At 35.7% G+C, this 21825-nt stretch carries 24 protein-coding genes and 1 riboswitch; of the genes, 12 read left to right on the forward strand and 12 right to left on the reverse strand.

All coding sequences use genetic code 11. The annotated features are described in order from the left end of the window. Window positions 1-20: 20 nt before the first annotated feature. Window positions 21-1004, reverse strand: a complete 984-nt coding sequence (locus B0I10_RS11355; RefSeq protein WP_245942988.1) for an iron ABC transporter permease — start codon at window positions 1002-1004, stop codon at window positions 21-23. A 111-nt stretch (window positions 1005-1115) separates the two neighbouring features. Beyond that, window positions 1116-2246, reverse strand: a complete 1131-nt coding sequence (locus B0I10_RS11360) for an ABC transporter substrate-binding protein (RefSeq protein ID WP_112086631.1) — start codon at window positions 2244-2246, stop codon at window positions 1116-1118. Window positions 2247-2649: 403 nt separating this feature from the next. Beyond that, window positions 2650-2901, forward strand: a riboswitch (cobalamin riboswitch). Between the two features lie 32 nt (window positions 2902-2933). On the opposite strand from B0I10_RS11360, the gene B0I10_RS11365 reads away from it, so the two are divergent. After that, complete coding sequence (locus B0I10_RS11365; RefSeq protein WP_112086632.1) at window positions 2934-4763, forward strand: TonB-dependent receptor; 1830 nt, start codon at window positions 2934-2936, stop codon at window positions 4761-4763. A gap of 4 nt (window positions 4764-4767) precedes the next feature. Then, the gene (locus B0I10_RS11370) at window positions 4768-5844 is read left to right on the forward strand and encodes a YncE family protein (protein WP_112086633.1); all 1077 of its coding nucleotides are present in this window, start codon (window positions 4768-4770) and stop codon (window positions 5842-5844) included. A gap of 50 nt (window positions 5845-5894) precedes the next feature. On the opposite strand, the gene B0I10_RS11375 is transcribed toward B0I10_RS11370, so the two are convergent. Beyond that, a complete protein-coding gene (locus B0I10_RS11375; RefSeq protein ID WP_112086698.1) occupies window positions 5895-7352 on the reverse strand; it encodes a S41 family peptidase in 1458 nt (485 codons plus the stop codon). A 117-nt stretch (window positions 7353-7469) separates the two neighbouring features. Here B0I10_RS11375 and B0I10_RS11380 point away from each other — a divergent pair, with 117 nt between their 5' ends. From B0I10_RS11380 to B0I10_RS11405, 6 genes are all read left to right on the forward strand, one after another. Next, window positions 7470-7979 (forward strand): RNA polymerase sigma factor, encoded by a 510-nt coding sequence (locus tag B0I10_RS11380; RefSeq protein WP_112086634.1) that lies wholly within the window; start codon window positions 7470-7472, stop codon window positions 7977-7979. Next, entirely contained in the window at window positions 7966-8424 is a 459-nt protein-coding gene (locus tag B0I10_RS11385) for a hypothetical protein (RefSeq protein ID WP_112086635.1), read from the forward strand. The genes B0I10_RS11380 and B0I10_RS11385 overlap by 14 nt, the downstream gene beginning before the upstream one ends. A 4-nt stretch (window positions 8425-8428) precedes the next feature. Next, window positions 8429-8962, forward strand: a complete 534-nt coding sequence (locus B0I10_RS11390; RefSeq protein WP_112086636.1) for a DUF4252 domain-containing protein — start codon at window positions 8429-8431, stop codon at window positions 8960-8962. 109 nt (window positions 8963-9071) lie between these two features. Further along, the gene (locus tag B0I10_RS11395) at window positions 9072-10283 is read left to right on the forward strand and encodes a carboxypeptidase-like regulatory domain-containing protein (protein WP_112086637.1); all 1212 of its coding nucleotides are present in this window, start codon (window positions 9072-9074) and stop codon (window positions 10281-10283) included. A gap of 1 nt (window position 10284) precedes the next feature. Next, the gene (locus B0I10_RS11400) at window positions 10285-10812 is read left to right on the forward strand and encodes a DUF4252 domain-containing protein (RefSeq protein ID WP_112086638.1); all 528 of its coding nucleotides are present in this window, start codon (window positions 10285-10287) and stop codon (window positions 10810-10812) included. A gap of 65 nt (window positions 10813-10877) precedes the next feature. After that, window positions 10878-12317 carry a sodium:solute symporter gene (locus tag B0I10_RS11405; protein WP_112086639.1) on the forward strand — a complete coding sequence of 480 codons (1440 nt, stop codon included), beginning with the start codon at window positions 10878-10880 and terminating at the stop codon, window positions 12315-12317. A gap of 90 nt (window positions 12318-12407) precedes the next feature. On the opposite strand, the gene B0I10_RS11410 is transcribed toward B0I10_RS11405, so the two are convergent. Then, window positions 12408-12767 carry a CoA-binding protein gene (locus B0I10_RS11410; RefSeq protein ID WP_112086640.1) on the reverse strand — a complete coding sequence of 120 codons (360 nt, stop codon included), beginning with the start codon at window positions 12765-12767 and terminating at the stop codon, window positions 12408-12410. Between the two features lie 171 nt (window positions 12768-12938). Here B0I10_RS11410 and B0I10_RS11415 point away from each other — a divergent pair, with 171 nt between their 5' ends. The 3 genes from B0I10_RS11415 to B0I10_RS11425 all read left to right on the forward strand — a co-directional run bounded on the left by B0I10_RS11415 (window position 12939) and on the right by B0I10_RS11425 (window position 15525). Further along, window positions 12939-13367, forward strand: a complete 429-nt coding sequence (locus B0I10_RS11415; RefSeq protein ID WP_112086641.1) for a hypothetical protein — start codon at window positions 12939-12941, stop codon at window positions 13365-13367. Between the two features lie 66 nt (window positions 13368-13433). Further along, the gene (locus tag B0I10_RS11420) at window positions 13434-14057 is read left to right on the forward strand and encodes a MarC family NAAT transporter (RefSeq protein ID WP_112086699.1); all 624 of its coding nucleotides are present in this window, start codon (window positions 13434-13436) and stop codon (window positions 14055-14057) included. 46 nt (window positions 14058-14103) lie between these two features. After that, window positions 14104-15525 (forward strand): SDR family oxidoreductase, encoded by a 1422-nt coding sequence (locus tag B0I10_RS11425; RefSeq protein WP_112086642.1) that lies wholly within the window; start codon window positions 14104-14106, stop codon window positions 15523-15525. Between the two features lie 181 nt (window positions 15526-15706). Here B0I10_RS11425 and B0I10_RS11430 read toward each other — a convergent pair whose 3' ends face one another. Further along, entirely contained in the window at window positions 15707-16141 is a 435-nt protein-coding gene (locus B0I10_RS11430) for a DUF1801 domain-containing protein (RefSeq protein WP_112086643.1), read from the reverse strand. A gap of 298 nt (window positions 16142-16439) precedes the next feature. Here B0I10_RS11430 and B0I10_RS11435 point away from each other — a divergent pair, with 298 nt between their 5' ends. Next, on the forward strand, window positions 16440-18017 hold the full coding sequence (locus B0I10_RS11435) for a SulP family inorganic anion transporter (protein ID WP_112086644.1): 1578 nt from the start codon (window positions 16440-16442) through the stop codon (window positions 18015-18017). Between the two features lie 48 nt (window positions 18018-18065). On the opposite strand, the gene B0I10_RS11440 is transcribed toward B0I10_RS11435, so the two are convergent. Genes B0I10_RS11440 through B0I10_RS11470 form a run of 7 tightly spaced genes read right to left on the reverse strand, consistent with a single transcriptional unit; the run spans window position 18066 to window position 21694 of the window. After that, complete coding sequence (locus B0I10_RS11440; protein ID WP_112086645.1) at window positions 18066-18767, reverse strand: aromatic aminobenezylarsenical efflux permease ArsG family transporter; 702 nt, start codon at window positions 18765-18767, stop codon at window positions 18066-18068. 35 nt (window positions 18768-18802) lie between these two features. Next, complete coding sequence (locus B0I10_RS11445) at window positions 18803-19228, reverse strand: nitrophenyl compound nitroreductase subunit ArsF family protein (protein ID WP_112086646.1); 426 nt, start codon at window positions 19226-19228, stop codon at window positions 18803-18805. Window positions 19229-19240: 12 nt separating this feature from the next. Next, window positions 19241-19696 carry a DinB family protein gene (locus B0I10_RS11450; protein WP_112086647.1) on the reverse strand — a complete coding sequence of 152 codons (456 nt, stop codon included), beginning with the start codon at window positions 19694-19696 and terminating at the stop codon, window positions 19241-19243. 4 nt (window positions 19697-19700) lie between these two features. After that, a complete protein-coding gene (locus B0I10_RS11455; RefSeq protein WP_112086648.1) occupies window positions 19701-20675 on the reverse strand; it encodes a permease in 975 nt (324 codons plus the stop codon). A 32-nt stretch (window positions 20676-20707) separates the two neighbouring features. Then, the gene (locus tag B0I10_RS11460; protein WP_112086649.1) at window positions 20708-21091 is read right to left on the reverse strand and encodes a rhodanese-like domain-containing protein; all 384 of its coding nucleotides are present in this window, start codon (window positions 21089-21091) and stop codon (window positions 20708-20710) included. A gap of 6 nt (window positions 21092-21097) precedes the next feature. Continuing rightward, on the reverse strand, window positions 21098-21334 hold the full coding sequence (locus tag B0I10_RS11465; RefSeq protein WP_112086650.1) for a thioredoxin family protein: 237 nt from the start codon (window positions 21332-21334) through the stop codon (window positions 21098-21100). A 57-nt stretch (window positions 21335-21391) separates the two neighbouring features. Beyond that, entirely contained in the window at window positions 21392-21694 is a 303-nt protein-coding gene (locus B0I10_RS11470) for an ArsR/SmtB family transcription factor (protein WP_112086651.1), read from the reverse strand. Window positions 21695-21825: the final 131 nt, after the last annotated feature.

Genomic DNA, 21825 nt, shown 5'->3' on the forward strand with positions numbered 1-21825 from the left:
GCTAAGGTACTAAGGTTTCTTTAAATCATTATTTTTCGTTTTCTAACTAATAACCAAACCACAACCGGTGCTCCAACCATCGAAGTTATGGCGTTGATGGGTAAGGTATAATCGCTCCCGGGAAGTTGAGCAATGCTGTCGCAAACCAACATCAAAATCGCTCCGATTAATAACGTACTCCAAAATAGAATAAAATGATTACTGGTTTGAAAAAGTAACTTGGCTAAATGCGGAACAGCCAATCCTACAAAAGCGATTGGCCCGGCAAAGGCGGTGATGCTTCCGGCTAAAATACTGGTAGCGAAGATAATGATTAAACGCGTTTTCTTGAAATTTAAACCTAAGCTTTTGGCATAATTTTCTCCTAATAACAGTGCATTCAAAGGCTTGATGCTAAAAATGCTTAACACCAATCCCAATCCGCAACATGTGGCTAAGATTGCGATTGAATTCCATGATAAATTAGCCAAACTTCCCATGGACCAAAAGGTGAATTTTTGCAGTTCCTGAGCGGTGCTGAAATAACTCAACACACTCACAATGGCACTCGTAAAACTGCCAAACATCAATCCGACAATTAAAATGGCCATCGTATCACGCAATTTCTGCGAAACGATTAAGACCGCCATTAAAACTAAAAAACTTCCGATGGAAGAAGCCAAAACAATTCCGTAATCGGAAACTAAAAAAGAAGGTAAAAAACCGGCTCCCATAATCACAAAAGCTACACCCAAACTTGAACCCGAACTTAATCCAAGCACATACGGTCCTGCTAATGGATTTCTGAATAAGGTCTGCATTAATAATCCCGAAATCGACAAGCCCATTCCGACTAAAATAGCGGTGAAGGCTTTTGGCAAACGGAAATTCCATAAAATAATTTCCCAAGAACTTTTGATTTCGTTTCCAATAAAAGAAGTAAAAATTTCACTTGTTGGAATAGAAACTGAACCTAAACTAAGATTGAGGAGAAATGTTCCGATTAAAACGAAACTTAAAAACAAGAATAGTATTTTATTTTTTTGAGTTGGCAATTTTTTAAACCATTAAGTCATTAAGGAACATTAAGTGTGGCGTAAATATACTAAGACAATAATTAAAATGTGATTGATAAACTACTTCAATTTTTCAAAAAAGTATAATTCATACTTCGGTACTAATTCCGGATGAAGGATTTTGATTAAATCTTTCAAAACCAAATCCGGACGATTGGAAGCTAATTCATAATAAATTACGCCACCGGTTTTACCTTTTTTGGAACTAAACGAATACACATTTTTATTTTGAACCGCTTTAAAATGTTTGTAGTTTGGATTCGCTTTTTCGAGTTCTTCAAAGGAAGTGAATTGCCCTGGACCAATCCAAAAATCAGCATTTTGTGCTTTTTCTAAAACGGTTTCAAAGGAAAGTGATAAACTGCCGGTTCCTTTGGATGCTGCCCAAAGATAATTACCACCGGCATTATCCAAAAATTGAGCTGCCCAACTTTTTCCTTGTGGCAAATACCACTGATCTTGGTAAATGGCTCCACTCAAAATAGTGGGTTTTGAAGTCGCTTTTTTGGCTAAATCGATGGCTTCTAAATAGTCTTTTTCGATGGTTTTGAAAACTGAATCTGCTTTTTCTTCTAATCCGAATAAAACACCAAAAAGTTGAATCCATTCGGAACGACCAAGTGGATGCTGTTCTGTCCAATCACCGTTGTAAAGGATTTTTAAACCATTTTGTTGCAAATTGTCATAGGTTTTCTTTTCGCCATCTACACCAAAACCGATGATTACATCGGGTTGCATATCGAGTAAAACCTCGGTGTTTAAGCTTTGATTAGTTCCGATTTCGCGAACTTTGCCGGTTTCGATTAACGTCCTGGTTTTTTCGGAAGAAACGTAATTTGTATTGGGAAAACCAACTAATTTATTTTCTACTTCTAATAATTCCAAAGCGGGAATGTGCGTGGTAGAAGTGACTACGATGGATTGTATCGGAACTTGAATGGCAACAAATTTTTGTAGGCTATCGGGGATTTTAGCTGATTGTTTGTGTAAAATATAGGTGTAGTTTTTATCAGCTGTTGGCCACGGATTGGAAACGGTTACGATGGAATAATCGGTGTGCTTTTGAATGGAAAGTCCGGCGGCGTAACGAATATAATTGGCTGAATAATTATTTTTGGTCTGAGGCACTTGCTTTTGTTGACATGCACTAAATAAAAAAGCGAAAATAAAAAGCAAAACATTTTTTTTCATCGAAAGATTTTTAGCAAAGGTAGTGCTTTGTAACAAATGTTATCTTTCGTAGGGTGTTGACGTTCTAACTTTACACAAAAAATAAAATGCGAGATTCAAATACGTTTATGTATATCGTTGCCGGTATTATTATACTTCACTTTGTGGTGGGATTTATTTGGTTGTGGATGAAGATGAATAAGAAAAATGACAATAATTAAATTTATTTTCTGTAAAGCACGCTCCCCTAGCCCGGATTGCAGTGGAAAGCCCGGAACTAAAAAAACTAATTTTTCTTAGCGAAAAAGAGCGACCAAAGGGAGCTCCTTTTTGGTTTAGAAAAATAGTTTTTTTGTGAGGACTTGGAACGAAAAGCCGGAATAGCTTCTGAAAAAAATTATGAATTGTTTACTTTAAAATGTTTACTTTTGCTTCGTATTTTGGTTGCAACGCCGTTTTTAGGCCGAGCATTAAAAGGGAATCAGGTTAAAAAGTAGACAGTAGCAGTTTTCAGTCAGCAGAAAATGAGTTACTTCAATTTAAATCCTGAGCTGTTCCCGCAACTGTGAGCTATTAAGCTTGTTGTTATTCTTTATTATACCACTGGAAATTACACTCCGGGAAGGTTCAACAACAAGACGCAAGCCAGGAGACCTGCCAAGTGCTTAACAATTATCGAACCTTCGGGAAGAAAGGTTTTTGATGACTATGACTTGGAAATTTCTCTTTTGCGGTGTGGCTTTATTGCTGTTTCAATTGGTTTTGGGGCAGAACGATTCGATGGTGCAACTCAACGAAGTCGTAGTTTCTGACGCAAAGTTGCAAAAGTTCTCGAATGCGCAACAAATCCGGGTTTTGAATGATAGCGTGTTGCAGAAGAACAGGGGTTCGTTTACTAATTTACTCCTTTTTAATTCTCCTATATATTTTAAAGAAAACGGTGCCGGAATGGTTTCGTCGCCTTCGTTTCGCGGAACTACGGCTCAGCAAACAGCAGTGATTTGGAATGGCATCAATATCAATTCGCAACTAAACGGACAGACGGATTTTAATACAATCAATGCAGCAGACTTTAACTCGATTGGCATTCGTTCCGGTGGTGGAAGCGTTTTGTATGGCAGCGGAGCAGTTGGCGGAAGTATTCATTTGACGAATTTGTTGGCATTTAATGCTAAAACTAAACATCAACTGAGAGCCAATTATGGTAGCTTTAATTCGCTTGGTTTGAATTATGGCTTGGAAGGCGGTTCGGAAAAATGGGCGTATCAAGCGAGTAGTTCAAGAAATAGTTCGGATAATGATTATGAATACATTGGTAGAAAGCAGAAAAATGAAAATGGTAATTTTTATAATCAAAGTCTAAATTTTTCATCAGGATATAAAATCAATGAAAACAATTTTTTGAAATTTTATAGCCATTGGTTTGATAGTGAACGGTATTTTTCGGGCACCATAACCGTGCTTTCTAAAAATAAATACCAAGATTTTAATTCGCGAAATATGTTGGAATGGGTGAATTTCAACAATCGATTGACTACTAAAGTTAAATTGGCCTATTTAACCGAATCATATCGTTATTTTGAAAACAAAGATGCTGATTTTTATACGTTTGGAAAGGTAAAAACCTTTCTAGGAAGGTATGAAACGAGTTATAAAATTACAGAAAAAAAAGAAATTTTGGCTGTTTTTGAAGTTAGTCGAAACGATGGCGAAGGTTCGGATATTTTACCAAAAAAACGAACAATTGGTAGCGGTAGCATTATTTGGAAACATCAACTAACTGATAAATTTGATTATGAATTAGGGGTTCGAAATGAAATTTCAGATCGTTATGAGAGTCCCTTACTTTTTTCGGCTGGAACGCGATTGAATGTGACAGACTTTTATACAATCAAATTAAATGCTTCTAAAAATTACCGTATTCCAACTTACAATGATTTGTATTGGCAAGGAAGCGGCAATCCTGATTTAAAGCCTGAACACGCCATTCAAGCTGAAATTGGTCAGGAATTCAACTATCAAAATACTAAACTGTCTTTCATTGGTTTTTACAGTAAATTGCGTGATATGTTGCGGTGGATTCCCAACTCATCCGGACTTTGGCAACCGCAAAACACCGACAAGGTGACCATTTATGGTTTGGAAGCAGTACTGGAAAATAAATTGAATTTTGGGAATCATCATTTTGCTTTGAATGCTTCGTATGCGTACACGATTTCAAAGCGAGATGATTTAGAAAAGCAATTGATTTATGTTCCTATTCATAAAGCAAACGGTTCTGTTTCCTATTCTTATCAAAAACTCACAGCCTATTTTCAAACGCTGTTGAATGGCGAAGTGTTTACTTCTTCAGATAATTTCTATCGTTTGGATTCCTACAACTATTCAAATATTGGAGCCGACTATGATTTTGGAAAAACAACTACCTATCGACTCGGTTTTCAGGTTTTGAATCTCGAAAACACAAATTATCAAAACGTTGCTTCTCGTCCGATGCCGGGAAGACATTTTCAAGTGTATCTAACTTTAAATTTATAATAAAATGAACTTCAAAAAACTTTTACTTTTAGCTTTGACCGCTGGTCTATTCTTTACTTCTTGTAGCGATGATGACGATGCAATTATCAATTTGCCATTAGGGGATTATGAAAATGGTGTGTTGATTTTAAATCAAGGAAATTTTGGCGGTGGAAATAGCTCGATTTCCTATTTGTCTGATGATTTTGGTGTCTTTCAAAACAATGCTTTCGCCGTGGTTAATCCAACGGTTACGTTAGGCGATACAGGCCAAGATATTGGTTTTTATCAAGATAAAGCGTTTGTGGTGTTGAATTTATCGAATTCGATTCAAGTGATAAATCGCTATACTTTAGAACACATTACAACTTTTTCAACCGGTTTAAATAACCCAAGATACATTGCCTTCGCAAACGGGAAAGGATATGTAACTAATTGGGGAGACGGCGGAAATGAAGAAGATGATTATATAGCCGTTTTGAATTTGACAAATTATACAATTTCAACAACAATTCCTGTTACAGAAGGACCGGAACGCATCATCGAAAAAAACGGGAACCTGTATGTTGCTCACCAAGGCGGATTTGGTTACGGAGAAACTGTTTCTGTGATTAGCTCAGCAAGCAATACCGTTACGGCTGCAATTCCGGTAGGGGATGTTCCTAATTCATTGTTTATTGAAAATAACACGTTATATGTGTTGGCAGGAGGAAAACCATCTTGGACTAATGATGAAACAATTGGTACGTTGACAAAAATCAATTTAACCAACAATACCGTCATCAGTACGTTTGATTTTGAAGATGCTGAACATCCGTCTAATTTAGTTGAAGAAAGCGGACAACTATATTATACTATTGATTCTGCTGTTTATAAAGCATCTCTAACAGCTACAAGCTTGCCCTCTACTCCACTTTTCAGCACAACGGCACAAGGTGTTTATGGAGTATATAGCTTTGCTGTTGAAAACAATAAAATTTATGTGGGTGATGCCGTTGATTATAATTCAAACGGAAAAGTGTATGTGTATTCGTTAACAGGTGATTTATTGCAACAAGAAACTGTTGGTGTTATTCCGGCAGGATTTTATTTTAATGATTAATTTTTAAAAAAATTAAAAAAAAAGGATGTTCATGGCGAACATCCTTTTTTTTAATGTAACATTCTGAATAATCCTTCCGGAATTTTTTCAACATACATTTCGTTGCTTAGTATGCGCAGCGATTTGCTGTCTTCCACATATAAATCTTTGGATTCAATGTATCGATTGCCAACTCTTCCGTTAGCTAAAATATCGTTGATAGCTGTATTGAAATAAGGTTCGTTTTGGTCGCCTAAAACACCTAAATTGGCTACATTTTCAAATTGCTCTAGAGCGGGATCTATTCCGGCTTGATATTCTCCATTCCCGTTTTTATCGGCTATTTTCAATACCAACGGTTGCATGGCGTAGCGATGATTTGGATTTCTGTTATTTGAACCAAACGTGGGCGAATCATATAAAGTAATGGACCCATCATTTTTGCCAACAGTGGTGGTGCCAATTTGAACCACATCGATATAGGGTTTCAAACTGTTAATTATTAATTCACTGGCAGAAGCGGTCAAACCTGTTGTTAAAACATATACTTTGTTTAAATTTAAGCTATTGAGTGTATTCCCATTTGCAATTTGATTCGTGAAACGATTTATTAATTGTTCTGGATTTGTTTGATTAAAGAAATTCATCACTTTTTGGTTCCAAACTTGTCTGGCAAACACTTGTCCGTTAAACTGACCGGTAATCATACTCGCTAATCGGGTGGCAGTATCTACCGACCCACCTGAATTATAACGTAAATCCAGTACCAAGTGCGTGACATTTGACGCTTTCAATTCACCAAAAGCTTGGTTGAGTTGGGTTTCAAAATTGGAGAAAAATCCGTTGTACATTAAATAGCCAATTCGTTTATCTTCCACTTCAATCACATTGGTTATATAAACAGGGTTTTCGGTGTATTGAACTTTGGTGAAACTTAACGAAATTCCGTTTGGCGTAATAGTTCCACCATCATAATCCGCAAATTGTAATGTATAAGTATCTTCTCTAAAAGCGGCACGCCAAATGGATTCATTTGATACGGATAAAGGAATATTATTGATGGAATAAAAAATCATTCCACGTGTAATCCCTTGGTTAGCAGCACTCGTATTGGGTAAAACATACCGCACATAACCAAAAATATCCGTTTGTGTTTCATCTTTAAAACGTAAGCTGAATTCTATACCATTCGTTCTAAATCCACCTTGCAACGCATTTTCTAACACGGTGTAATCGCTGAATATTACACTAAATCGATCAATTGCTGGTGCCACTTTTAAATCGGCGAACAAAGCTTCGGGACTTTCATACTCATCCAAAAAAATATTCAAATCTCTTTGTGTTTCAAATAAATCATCCGCTAATTTTGGTTGGTCTGCTTGCCACAAATAATATAAATTTAATCCTTTCCAAACGAAATCTTTGACTTCTAGAGCAGAAGGAACAGGATTGTCATCATAATCTTCACACGATTGAAAAATTAATGCGGTGAAGCATATCATCATACCAAATTTTAAAATTTTTTTCATAGCAGGTTTTATCTTTAAAAACGTAAATTTAGTAACTTTAGTTTTATTATTGATTTCTTTGTAACAAAAAAGATGATGAATCGTCTTGATTTTATAACCTAACTGAAAGTCTAACCAATGAATCAGAATGAGTTCATCCATCTCATTGCTCCTTTTAAAGATAAAGTCTTTCGGCTTGCTAAGCGTTTGTTAGTGAGTAACGAAGAAGCACAAGATGCCACTCAAGATATTTTGGTAAAATTGTGGGACAAAAAAAACGGTTTAGAAAATTATGCTAGTGTAGAAGCATTTGCGATGACAATGACCAAAAATTATTGTTTGGATCAACTAAAGTCGAAAAGAGCTTCGAATTTAAAAATTGTGCATACTAATTTTGCAAGTAATGAAACTCGAGTAGACCAAAAAATCGAAGATCAAGATAGTTTAAATTGGGTGGAAAAAATGATTAACGAATTGCCTGAACAACAAAAATTAATCATTCAAATGCGTGACATCGAGCAATACGAATTCGAAGAAATTGCCAAAATACTTGATATGAATGAAACAGCGGTTCGAGTGAATTTATCCCGAGCCAGAAAAACAATTAGAGAAAAAATGACTAAAACCCATCACTATGGAATTAGCTAAAATAGAACAATTACTGGAAAAATACTTCGAAGGAGAAACCACCATTGCAGAAGAAATTCAGTTGAAACAGTACTTTTCAACCGAACAAGTAGCCGCTCATTTAGAGCACTACAAACCGCTTTTTGGTTACTTTTCTGCCGAAAAAGAAGAGCAATTTACGCCAACATTATCCTTAAAAACTAAAAAACAAATTACCGTTGCCAGGATAGCATTTGCCGCAAGTTTAGTATTCTTAGTAGGCATAATTACGTTTATAAACTATTCGCCAAACAACCAACCACAACAAACAAATGCTGAATTAGGCTCTTTTGAATCACCCGAAGAAGCCTTTGAAGAAACACACAAAGCCTTAGCTCTTTTGTCTGAAAAAGTGAACATTGGCATGGAAAGTGTAAAGTATATTAATGAATACGAAAACTCAAAAAATTTAATCTTTAAAAAATAAAAAAATGACTAGAATTATAACCTCTTTATTAGTGTTTGCTGCATTACTACTTTCTCAAGTATTATTTGCTCAATCTGTTTTTGACAAATTTGACGGACCAGAAGATGTGAAAACCATCATCGTAAACAAAAAAATGTTTGAAATGATGAGTAAAGTGAAAGCCAACGACAAAGAAACACAACAGTATGTAAATTTGCTTAAAAAGTTAGATAACCTTAAAGTATTTATCACTTCGAGTAACAAACAAACTGCCGAAATGCGAGCGACAGCCGATAAATATTTAAAAACTTCCGGTATGGATGAGTTAATGCGAATTTCAGACGGCGGAAAAAACGTAAAAATCTACATGCGTTCCGGGGCAAATGATACCATCGTAAAAGAATTATTTATGTTTATTGAAGGAAACGCCAAAGACAACGAAACCGTTTTATTCTCGTTAACCGGCAACTTTAATTTAGATGAAATTTCCGCATTAACCGATCAAATGAACCTTCCCGGCGGAGACAATTTGAAAAAAGCGTCGAAAAAAAATAAGTAATCTTTTGAAATAAAATAGTGAAAACTTTGTCAAGAGCCAATTTTGGCAAAGTTTTTTTTGTTGTAAATTCTTACCTTGGCAATTCATTAAACTAACACCAATCCGACACATGAAAAAAATTTACTTGTTCCTTTTCGCTTTAATTGCTTTACCATCAACGGCTCAATCGCTTATTTTTGAAGGCAAGATTGTTGATAAAACAACGCAGGAAAGCATTCCGTTTGCCAATATTCTTGTTCAAAATTCTACACAAGGGGTTATTTCTAACGAAGATGGTGCATTCAAATTTTATATTCCAAAAGATGCCGAAAACATTGAAATCAGTCATATTGGTTATAAAACGCAAGTATTTTTGGTTAAAGAAATCAAAGCAGAACCGGTAACAATACTTTTAGAATCGGATGAGATGGCTTTGGAAGAAGTAATTGTAACCAACAAACCAATCAATCAAATTTTGGCCGGAGTGTTACTCAATTCAAAAAACCAATTGGATAAAAGCATCAAATTGGAAACGTATTATCGTGAATTTGTACAAATCAATAATAAGTATTCAAAATTCGCAGATGGAATGATTGATTTTTACATTCAACCTAAAAAGAAAGAAAAAGTGGAAGGTAAACTTGTTGTCAATCAAAGTCGAGCATTTCAGTTGGCTAGTGATGATGAAATTGAGAAAAAAGGAAAGGCTGATTTAGCTGAAATGGATTCCTTTTTTGATATTCAAAAAGCCGCCAATGGTTTTTTTACCTATGAATACATCCAAACACTTTCATCTGAAAAAGCCAACGAGAACTACGAGTATGAACTTCGTTCTAAAAAAGACCAAAACGGAAATACACTGGAAGTCATTTATATAAAGCCAAAACCGAACGTTAAAAAAGCATTGTTAACAGGAAAAATCATTTATGACCCTATTCAAAAAGTAGTTTTAGATATTGATATAAAAATGGCTGAAAACCATAAACAATACGTCGAAACAATTAATGCATTGATCATGAAATTTGCAGTTCATGATATTCAAATTAAGCAAACTTATAAATTCATCAATGGGAAATACATTCCTGGTTACAGAAAATCTCTAATTGACTTGCACATAAAATTTGGTAAGCAAATGAATGACCGAATGATGTGTATAAGTGATTTGGTGGTGACTGATTTTACAGACGATGTTTCATCATTCCCGGAAAAAAATAAACTTTTTAAGGAAAGAAATTTATATTCAAACGGAATGAATTTTACCGAAAATTTCTGGGAAACTAATAATGCTTTGCCTCTTTCGGAAAATGAAGAGCGAATTTTACAAACGTTAAAAAGTAAATAATATGAAAAAAATAGTTTTAACCCTCTTGCTGGTGAGTTTCATCGCCTGTGAAAAAGAACCAAGCTTACAAAAATATTTTGTAGAAAAAACTGAATCTACCGACTTCATCTCAATAGATATGTCAACCAGCATGCTAAACATTAAGCCGGAAGTATTGTCTTTAGAACAACAAGAAGCATTGAAATCATTCAAAAAAATGAACGTCTTAGCCTTTAAACTTACCGAGAAAAACAAGACTAAATTTGATGGTGAGCAAACCAAAGTGAAAGAAATTTTAAAAGACGAAAAATACCAGGAATTAATGAAATTTGGTTCCGGTAAAGAAGGTGCAGCGGTTTATTTTGTTGGAAAAGACGATGCTATCGAAGAGTTTGTGCTCTACGGAAGTAAAGACGAAAATGGTTTTGCCGTGGTTCGTGTTTTAGGCGACAAAATGAATCCCGAAGATTTTATGACGCTGTTGAGTGCTCTTCAAAAATCGGATATCGATAGGGAGCAACTCAAACCTTTGGAAGGAATTTTTAAATAAAAAATAAGTTCTAAATTAGAATGCCGGTTCCTTTTTGTAATTTGCCAACCAATTAAAAATTATAGATGGAACCGATTTCTATTCTCTTACTCATTCTCGGCTATTTTGGATTACTTATTCTAATTTCTTCTTTAATCAGTAAAAAAGACGAAGGAAACGATGCCTTTTTTAAAGCCAATAAAAACTCTCCTTGGTATTTAGTCGCATTCGGAATGATTGGTGCATCGCTTTCTGGGGTTACATTTATTTCTGTTCCGGGAAAAGTAGAAGCGTCTCAATTTGTTTATTTTCAATTGGTTCTTGGTTATATCGTGGGTTATTTTGTTATTGGAACCGTTTTACTGCCACTTTACTACCGATTAAATCTTACTTCAATTTATACCTATTTAGGCGACCGATTTGGTAAAAATGCCTATAAAACCGGAGCTTGGTTTTTTATACTTTCTCGAACGGTTGGCTCAAACTTACGATTAATGCTGGTAGCCGATGTACTGCAGACAATCGTTTTCGACAAACTAAATGTGCCGTATTGGGTAACCGTTACCGTCACCATTTTACTAATTTGGGTATATACCAATAAATCCGGAATCAAAACCATTATTTGGACAGACACGCTGCAAACGTTGTTCATGCTGATAGCCGTGGTTTTCTGTATTGTCACCGTTTCGCAAGATTTAGGATTAAATATCTCCACTCTTTCCGGTTTTATTGCCGATAGTGATTTTTCTAAAACTTTCTTTTTTGAAGATATTAGTTCGCCCAATTATTTTTGGAAACAGTTTTTATCAGGGGCTTTTATTGCGATTGTGATGACGGGTCTTGACCAAGATATGATGCAAAAAAACCTCACGTGCCGCAGTTTAAAAGATGCTCAGAAGAACATGTTTTGGTTTACGATTGTGCTCACTTTTGTAAATTTTCTTTTCTTAGTGATGGGATTATTGTTTACCGAATATGCTTTAAAATACAACATTGATGCTCACAAAGACCAACTCTTCCCCATTCTAGCCAATGAATATTTAGGAATTGGCGTGGCATTTTTCTTTGTTTTAGGATTAATTGCCGCAGCCTACTCCAGTGCGGACAGTGCATTAACTTCACTCACCACCTCGTTTAGTATTGACATTTTAGAAATAGAAAAAAAATACGATACCATAAAACAGGTCGTCATTAGAAAGCAAATCCACAAGATGTTTGTGTTAGTCTCTGTGTTGGTAATTTTAGGATTTAAATACTTTGTGGAGGATGCCAGTATTATCGATAAAGTATTAAAATTTGCCGGATTCACCTACGGCCCTTTGCTCGGTCTCTATAGTTTTGGATTATTCACCAAATGGAACGTGAAAGACAAATGGGTACCTCTTGTCGCTATTTTTGCAGTAATTACGTCAATTATACTCAACCTCAACAGCGAGGCTTGGTTCGGTTTTGCCTTTGGATTTGAAATACTAATCGTGAATGGATTATTAACTTTTGTAGGATTGATGCTTATCCGTAAAAGGTAAATAAGAACTGTATTTTAAAAAAAACCTACAACCCACAACCTACAACCCACAACCTACAACCCACAACCTACAACCTACAGCCTACAACCCTCAATACTGATTCGTAGAAAGCAAAACCAACGTACATGCCACCTCCACTTTAATATTATTAATCCCCAACAACGCATAAAACTCAGGGTTTTCTGTGCCTGGATTAAAAATAACGCGTTTAGGTTGCAAACCAACGATATAATTGTAGTAATCTCGTTGCCCTTTCTGATTCAAATACAAAGTGACAGTATGGATATTTTTAAACGGAATTTGTTTGGTTTGGATTTTTACACCGGCTACTTCACCCAACTTTTGACCAATAGCCACCACGGCATGCTCTTTTTTAAGCAAACTGTTTATGGCCATAAAAGAATAGCGTTCCGGATTTGTGGAAGCACCAATAACTAAAGTTTTTTTCATCTTATTATTCTATCGCACAAAAGTAGTGCTTTTTATAAACTTCGTCCAATTTTATAAATAAAACAACTCTTAAACCTTTATTAATTCACTCGAATCAAACAATTCAATTGATTAATTTTACACTAAATACTAAGTTGACTAATTGACACATGCACAAATTGACACATTAAAATGCTGGTAAACACTTCCTACAACGAAAAAAAAATAAACCAAGCCATAAATGATTTGGTCGGAAATCCTTTTGGCTTGTTAGACAACATAAAATTAAATGGTGTCGGTTCTCCGCGATTAGACATTACCAAAACCAGCGAAGAAATTGCCACACTTCTTTCCTATGACAACAACCGAAATTTTTGTAACATCGAATTACGCCCAAATGGAATAATTATTCGTTTTCGGTCTTTATTGGAGACTTTTTCACTTGTGATCCCTTTTTATAAATTAGTTGTTTTTAAACCTGGAAATAGTGTCACACTGCACATGGACCATCATTTTATTTCCATTGATGCACCACCCAAAAATAAAAGCGTGAATAGCTTCATTGAAAAAATAAATCAATTTAAAGCGAATAATTCGCCTACTTATATCGACGATTTATAGTAACTTTGTTTTGTTGATTTGATAACTTACTAAATGGTGAGTTATCTTTATTTTGCAAAAAAAACAATGGAACTATTCATATACATCTTCGCAGCCCTATTTTCTGTGTTAAACCCGTTGGGAGCAGTACCTATTTTTGTGGGATTAACACAAGATTATACCAAAGTAGAACGTTCTCGGGTTTCATTATTAACTGCCCTCAACGTTTTTATCATTTTAATCATCTCGTTTTTTATCGGTGAATATGTGTTGAAGTTTTTCGGAATTAGTATTGATGCACTGCGAATTGCCGGTGGTTTAATCATTGTAAGTTCCGGTTTTTCGTTGCTCACCGGGAATTTTAGTAAAACCCGTGGGGTGAACAAAAAAGTGGAAAGCGATGCGCAAACCCGCAACCAAATTGCCTTGACCCCATTAGCCATCCCAATGTTGGCAGGACCGGGTTCTATTTCGCTTTTAATTGCTTTTTATCAGGATTATACCAAAATCAGTGAAAAGATAATTGCCGTTATCTCTATTTTAGCAGTGGCAGTAGTCATTTATTTTATTCTCAAAAGTGCTCATTACCTCTCCAGGATATTAGGTGCTTCGGGAATTGTGGCCATTTCCAGAATCATTGGATTTATTGTAATTGCCATTGGTGTGCAATACATCAGTAGTTCCGTGGTAAACATCTTCAAAACAATTTAACGATTGTTCTATTGTTTTTCTTAGTACCTTTAAAAAAATAACTACAATGAAAATCCTTCTCACAGGTGCAAATGGCTATGTTGGTCGTCGTTTGTTACCCGAACTTTTATCGCAAAATCACGAAATTATTTGTTGCGTTCGCGATAAAAACCGATTGGGTTTAGATAAAGCAACACTCAACTCCATTACAATCTGGGAAGTAGATTTTTTAGAAGAAATTTCGTTTGAAAATACCCCAAAAGACATTGATGTGGCCTACTATTTAATTCACTCCATGTCAGCCTCTACGCAAGTTTTTGATACGATGGAATCCAAGGCCGCCGAAAATTTCAATCGCTACATGAACCACATTGGCGTGAAACAAGTGATCTATTTAAGTGGCATCGTAAACAACAACACGCTTTCCAAACATTTGCAATCTCGCAAAAATGTGGAAGACATTTTATACCACGGTAATTATAACCTAACGGTACTTCGTGCCGGAATAATTGTGGGCTCCGGAAGCTCTTCCTTTGAAATTATTCGGGATTTATGTGAAAAATTACCCGTCATGATTACCCCAAAATGGGTGTTAACCAAAACCCAACCCATTGCCATTCGCGATGTCATTCAATATTTAATGGGTGTTTTGCTCAAAGAAGAATGCTACAACGATTCCTTTGATATTGGTGGACCAAATGTGTTGACGTATAAACAAATGATGCAGCTCTACGCCAAAACAAGAGGATTCCGCAATTGGGTTTTTACGGTTCCAATCATGACCCCAAAATTATCTTCCTACTGGTTGTATTTTGTAACCTCAACGTCGTATACATTAGCCATGAACTTAGTAGATAGCATGAAAATGGAAGTGATTTGCAACGACAATCGTTTGCAAAAAATGCTCGGAATTAAACCCATTTCCTATACCGAAGCAATCAAATTAGCTTTTATCAAAATCGAACAAAACTTAGTGATTTCCAGCTGGAAAGACAGTTTAGTAAGCGGACGTTTTCAACACAATTTATCCGAATTTATTCAGGTACCCACTTTTGGTTGTTTGAAAGATGAGAAGAAAATGAAGATTGAAAACCCAGAGAAAGTACTAGACAACATCTGGACAATTGGCGGATTAAAAGGATGGTATTACGGTAATTGGATGTGGCAAGCTCGCGGATTCATGGACAAACTCTTTGGCGGCGTTGGTTTACGAAGAGGAAGAACACACCCTTTCAATTTAGACAGCGGTGATTCATTAGATTTTTGGCGTGTTCTGTTGGCCAATAAAGAAGAAAAAAGATTGCTTTTGTTTGCCGAAATGAAGCTACCCGGTGAAGCGTGGTTGGAATTTAGAATTGACGAAGAAAATGTTTTGCACCAAATTGCGACCTTTAGACCAAGAGGACTTTTTGGAAGATTGTATTGGTACAGTTTAGTGCCGTTTCATTATTTTATTTTTGGTGGAATGATTCGGAATATTGGGAAATAGTCAGAACTTAAAAGTGCATTTTTTGAACACAGATTTGAAAAACTTAAGAAATACTGTGTTTGAATACAACTAAAATAAATATAGCGTTAAAGCCGCATTTATCAAATTGATAACTAAAAAATGAAATCCCCATAAAAATAATTTCTTTTCCAAATCCTGTCCTTGTCAATTGACGCATGCTCTACTTTCTACACCCACACGCATAATGCTCTTCCAAATACGCAATCGAATCACGACACATTTTTTCTAACACTGTTAAATCAATGTCGGAAAGTTTTTTAATGTAAATACACCCTTTGGTTATTTTGAATTTCCCAAAATTATCCAGCAAATGCTTGTTGTCTTCTCTAGCAGAGTAAACATAAAGAGAAAATGCCGCTTTTCGCGGTGAAAAAGCAATCAGCGGAGCATCGCCCTCATGACCACTTGCATATTTGTAATGATAACTCCCAAACCCAATGATGGATGGCCCCCACATTTTGGCTTCAAAACCAGACCATTCCTGCATCAATTCAATGAGCCGAAAACTATCTGTTTTCTTTTGATCGTTGTCAACGAAAGAATGAATAAAATCGAATGCATTTTCTTGCGTTTCTGTAGTTTTGTTAGTAGCCATTGAAAAAAAATATTGGTTATATCCATTTCAAAAATACACAATTTATTTTTTCTTAACCATTAATATAAAAGTTTTAAAATGCAAAGAAGAAATACTCAAACCAAAGACCATTTTTTCTTTAGTTTGTCTTAATAACTTTAAAAACCTATATTTGCACCCGTTATGAGAAAAACTACCTCTTTTATTAAAGTTACTCCGCCTTGATTTACAACCTATAAACCAAGGATTTTCTTTTCATTTATCAAAACTCATTTACTGTGTATCTTACGAATACACAAAAAACTTTTATTATTTCAGTATGCAAAAAGTATTTAATTTATTCGACTTAAAACAGAAAGTAGATTACAAAACAGAAATTTTATCTGGCATAACCGTCTCTTTAGCCCTAGTTCCCGAAGCGATAGCCTTTGCCATGATTGCCGGATTCTCCCCTTTAACCGGATTATATGCAGCTTTTGTGATGGGATTGGTTACCGCCGTTTTGGGAGGAAGACCCGGAATGATTTCCGGTGCAACCGGTGCAATCGCCGTGATTTTTGTGGGTTTAATTTTAGAATTAAGAAACACTTTTCCCGATATAACTTCTGAAACAATTTTACAATACGTTTTTGCCACTGTAATTATTGCCGGAATCCTACAAATACTCGCAGGTGTTTTGCGGTTGGGTAAATTTATACGTTTGGTTCCCCATCCGGTGATGTTTGGATTTGTAAATGGTCTAGCCATCATAATATTTATGGCTCAATTTCCTAATTTTTACCAAAAAGGAACTTCAAATTTATTAGAAGGCTCTACCCTATTCATCATGCTGGGTCTTACTTTACTAACTATGCTCATCATTTGGGGTTTTCCTAAAATCACAAAAGTGGTCCCGTCTTCATTGGTAGCCATTATCGTTGTGGCGGCAATTGTAATTGGTTTTGGCGTAGACACCATGACAGTGGGAGACACATTAAATGCCGGTGAAACCATCAAAGGCGGTTTTCCCCCATTAACAATTCCGGATCTGTCTTTTGATTTAACCACCTTAAAAATTATTTTTCCGTATGCGTGCATTGTAGCCGGAGTAGGATTAATTGAAAGTTTATTAACACTAAACCTCATCGATGAAATTACTGAAACCCGTGGAAATGGCAATAGAGAATGTATCGCGCAAGGTTCTGCAAACATCTTGTCCGGTTTGTTCTCCGGAATGGGTGGTTGTGCCATGATTGGTCAAAGCTTAATCAACACCTCTGCCGGAGCTAGAGCCCGATTATCGGGAATTGTTGCAGCAGTTATGCTCTTGGTTTTCATCATGTTTGGTTCCGGTTTAATTGAAAAATTACCGATGGCTGCTTTAGTAGGCTTGATGTTTATGGTTGCCATTGGTACTTTTGAATGGGCTAGTTTTAAAACGTTTAAAAAAATGCCTTGGTCAGATGTATTTGTCATGGTCGTGGTAACATTAATTACAGCTATTACACACAATTTAGCAATAGCCGTTTTATTGGGTGTAGTTTTATCCGCATTAGCCTATTCATGGGAAAATGCCAAACGAATTCGTGCTAGAAAGTTTGTGGATGAGGACGGAGTCAAACACTATGAAATATTCGGACCGTTATTTTTTGGTTCAGTTCAGGGCTTTGCAGAAAAATTTGATGTAGTCAACGACCCTGCCGAAGTAATCATCGATTTTAAGGAAAGTAGAGTGGCAGATATGTCCGCAATCGAAGCATTAAACGTAATTACACACCGTTACTTCAAACTAGGTAAAAAAGTGCATTTACGCCATTTGAGTCAAGATTGTATTAACTTACTCAACAAAGCAGAAGCGATTATTGATGTAAATATTATGGAAGACCCTACGTATAAATTACCGGTGGATAAATTATAACCAAACTTTTGTTAAAGAGGAAGGATGACCAAAAGTCATCCTTTTCATTTATAGTAGCTTGAAATAAATTGTAATATAATACAAGCCGGTCAATATAAAAATAATCCCTGCAACCTTGCGCATCCACTTTTCAAATTTGGTTATCGCATTGAAATATAATCCTAATTTTTGAATGCTGAATGCAATGACAAAGGCAAAAAGAATGACCGGTAATCCTGTACCCAACGAAAAAGCTAACGGTAAAGTCAGTCCCGATTGAATGGTCATTGGCACCAACATACCAAAAAATAAGGCTCCACTATACGGACAAAAAGCCAAGGCAAATAATGCCCCCAGCAAAAACGAACCCAATAAACCTTTGTTTTTGAATTTGTCGGATAGTTTATCGGTTAAGTTGCCGCCTTTGATGAAGTTGAATTGAATCACATCCAACATGATTAAACCTAAGACCACTAAAACAAAACCAATGTACTTTTCGCCATTGCCTTGAAATAATTTAGCAATGTGAAATTTACTTGCACCAAAATAAATAATTGTCGCCACTAATGTATAGGAGAACATTCTACCGATGGTGTACAATAAACCACTTAAAATTACTTTCCGTTTGCTTTTAATTGTTTTCGCAATAAAAGCCGTTGCTGTAATGTTCGTTGCTAACGGACAAGGAGCAATCGCCGTGAGTAATCCCAAAGCTAAAGCGGCGAGTAAAGGCGTTTCTCTATTTTGAGCTAATTCGTTAAGCCATTCCATAGTGTAATGTGTCAATTGGTCAATGTGTCGATTGACTAGTTAATAAATTTTTCGATTTCTTTTTTCAATTCAGTTTCAAATTTGGCTTCATTACCGGCAGACATAAAGGCAAACTCGGTTAAATCTAGCTTTTGTTTAGTAGCAGAATTATATAAAAATAAGGCGGTTCCGGTAGCTTCAAATTGTTCCGATAATTGTTCATTTTTTGCATCATCTACATTGACCAATTGAAATTGTAATTCAGGATAACTTTTCAACGTTTCCAACGCCAAGGCTTCAATTTTGTTACATGTCATGCAACGATTCTCGGAATGAAACTGAATGACTTGGATTTGATTATCCACCAATTCCTTTGATGCGTTGTCAACGGTTGTTGCGGTTTCCGATTTTGAATTTCCTTGGCAAGAGCCTACGAAAATAACAAGCAATACTGTGAAGATTTTTAAACTAATTGATTTCATTTTATTCTATTTTTAAAGTCCATATTTCATTACAATCGCCATTTGACCGGCATGATAAGCAGTGTGCGATACAATTCTTCCGAACGCTTCTGCTTTTGTTTTAGTACCAAATTCCTTAGTAGTGATGCTCGTTTCCCAATCTTGATCGGTTTGCGTAGCAACAATTTCTTTCAATTTTTCAAAAGAAAAGTGAACATAGGTTTTTAAGCTTTCTAAATCTGTCCATTCGCCGTTGTCATATTTATCAATGACTGTTTTAGCGACCACTTTTATATCCGAAGCTCCAAATACATTCTTGGCAAATAATAATTCTACATCGCCAAGATGACGAATCAAGAAACCTAAAGAATTTGGCGCACTTCCAATTTTTTTGGATAAATCTACAGCCAAAATAGTTTCCAATTGATTTGAAAAACGGGTTCTAGCTTCAATCCATAGTTCTAATAAAAGTGCTGTTTTATTTTTCATTTTGTTATAAAATTAAATTAAAAATATATCCTGAAAGAATGATGAAAAAAGTCACGACCCCAAAGTAGATTGCAATTAACTTCATCGTCATTACCTTTTTAAGTAAGGTAGCCTCCGGAATAGATAGTCCAACGGTAGCCATCATAAATGCAATTGCGGTACCTAGCGGAACCCCTTTGGCTACAAACACTTGAATTACAGGAACTATTCCGGCAGCATTGGCATACATGGGAACGGCTACCAAAACCGCTAGCGGTACTGTCCACCACTGACCGCCACCTAAATATTGATTAAAAAAGTTTTCGGGAACATAACCGTGCATGGCTGCACCAATACCAATTCCGATAACGACGTAAATAACAACTCCCTTCACGATGTCCCATGCACCGCGAGTGATTTCTGGCAATCGTTGACGAAAAGTGAGTTTCTCCTCTTCATATTCAAACTGCTGTAATTTATTTGCCAAAATTTTCTTGACCCAATCTGAAAGCAAATGGTCTAACTTAAGTTTTCCCAAAAGCCAACCCCCAATAGTTCCCAGTAAAATTCCGGAAACGGCATAAATCAAAGTTGCTTTTAAACCAAACATACCAATGAATAAGGCAATCGCTACCTCATTCACCAAAGGAGAGGTAATTAGAAACGCAAAGGTTACTCCCAACGGGATTCCTCCCTGCACAAATCCGATAAAAAGTGGTACAGACGAACACGAGCAAAATGGTGTAATGGCCCCAAAAGTGGATGCAAACAAATATTCTAAACCATATAATTTTTTTCTATGAAGGTAGTCTCTAAGTTTTTCAATTGGTAAATACGCATTTATAATTCCCATTAAAAAAACAATAACAAACAACAAAATGAGTATTTTAACTACATCATACACAAAAAAATTGAGTGCTATCCCCAAACGCGTCGATGCTCCAATTTGAAAAACGGAGTAAATTAGCCAATCAGAAAAGTGCTGGAGCCAATCGAACATGGTGTTGACTTTATTTATTTTTTAATAGTAAATTAGCAACATCCCGAAGAAGTACAACATGAATCACTTCCTGTTGCAAAAGAAGCGTCCCCAGTTGTTGGAAATCCTTTTTGTACCCAACGGATTATTCCATGTTGCATGTTCACCACGTTTTCATAGCCTTGATTGACTAAAAATCCGGTGGCTCTCAAACTTCTGCCACCACTTTTGCAAACCATTACGACAGGTATGTCTTTGGGAATTTCACTGTATCGCTCTTCAAATTCCGACAATGGAATAGGCAGTAGGTTGGGTACATCAAAAGCCAATTGGACTACTTCATCTTTTTCGCGAACATCTACTAATAACGCTCCTTCTTTTATCCATTGTTGTGTTGTAGTAGCACAAATTTCTTTGACTAACGTTTGATTTTCCATGATTCCTTATTTTAAAAGTGCTTTAATTTCTTCCACTTGAGCTATTCTCCCTTTGATTTTTATTGCATCATTGATAATCAAAACCGGCGTAGTTAATACATTGTATTTCATCATCTCTTCGATGTCTTCCACTTTTTCAAGTGTCGCTTCAATCCCTAATTGCTTTAACGCTTCTTCCACATTGTGAAAGGTGGTTTTACATTTTGGACAACCCGGTCCTAGTACTTTAATTATTGTGCTCATGATTTGAATTTTACTGTTCGTAGTTCGTAATTCAACGAATACTGTTCTTAAATTTTTTTACTTTAATAAATTTCCTAACAAATACTTGGCTAATGCCCAATTTTCCCTATTGATACAATATTTGACTGTGGGTGGAGTAATTGTTCCTTGGATGAGGCCTGCGTCTTTCAATTCGTTTAAATGTTGTGAAAGTGTTGATTTGGCAATGGGTAGCTCTTCTGCCATATCACCATGATAACAACAAGACTGTGAATTCAACAATTCCAAAATGGCAATTCGCACCGGATGACTCAACGCTTTCGCAAATCGTGCAGTATCTACTTGAGTAGTTGAAAAATAATTATCTTTAATTGTTTTCATGTAATCATTGCTTTATCATTCGTAAAATTACGAACAATAATTCAAAATAAAAACACTTTTGTAAAAATTAACAAAAGTGTTTTTTACCAAATTATTTAAAAATCTTATCGGATAGCAATTTCTTTCGAAAC

This window comes from Flavobacterium lacus (assembly GCF_003268815.1).
Lineage (GTDB): Bacteria > Bacteroidota > Bacteroidia > Flavobacteriales > Flavobacteriaceae > Flavobacterium > Flavobacterium lacus.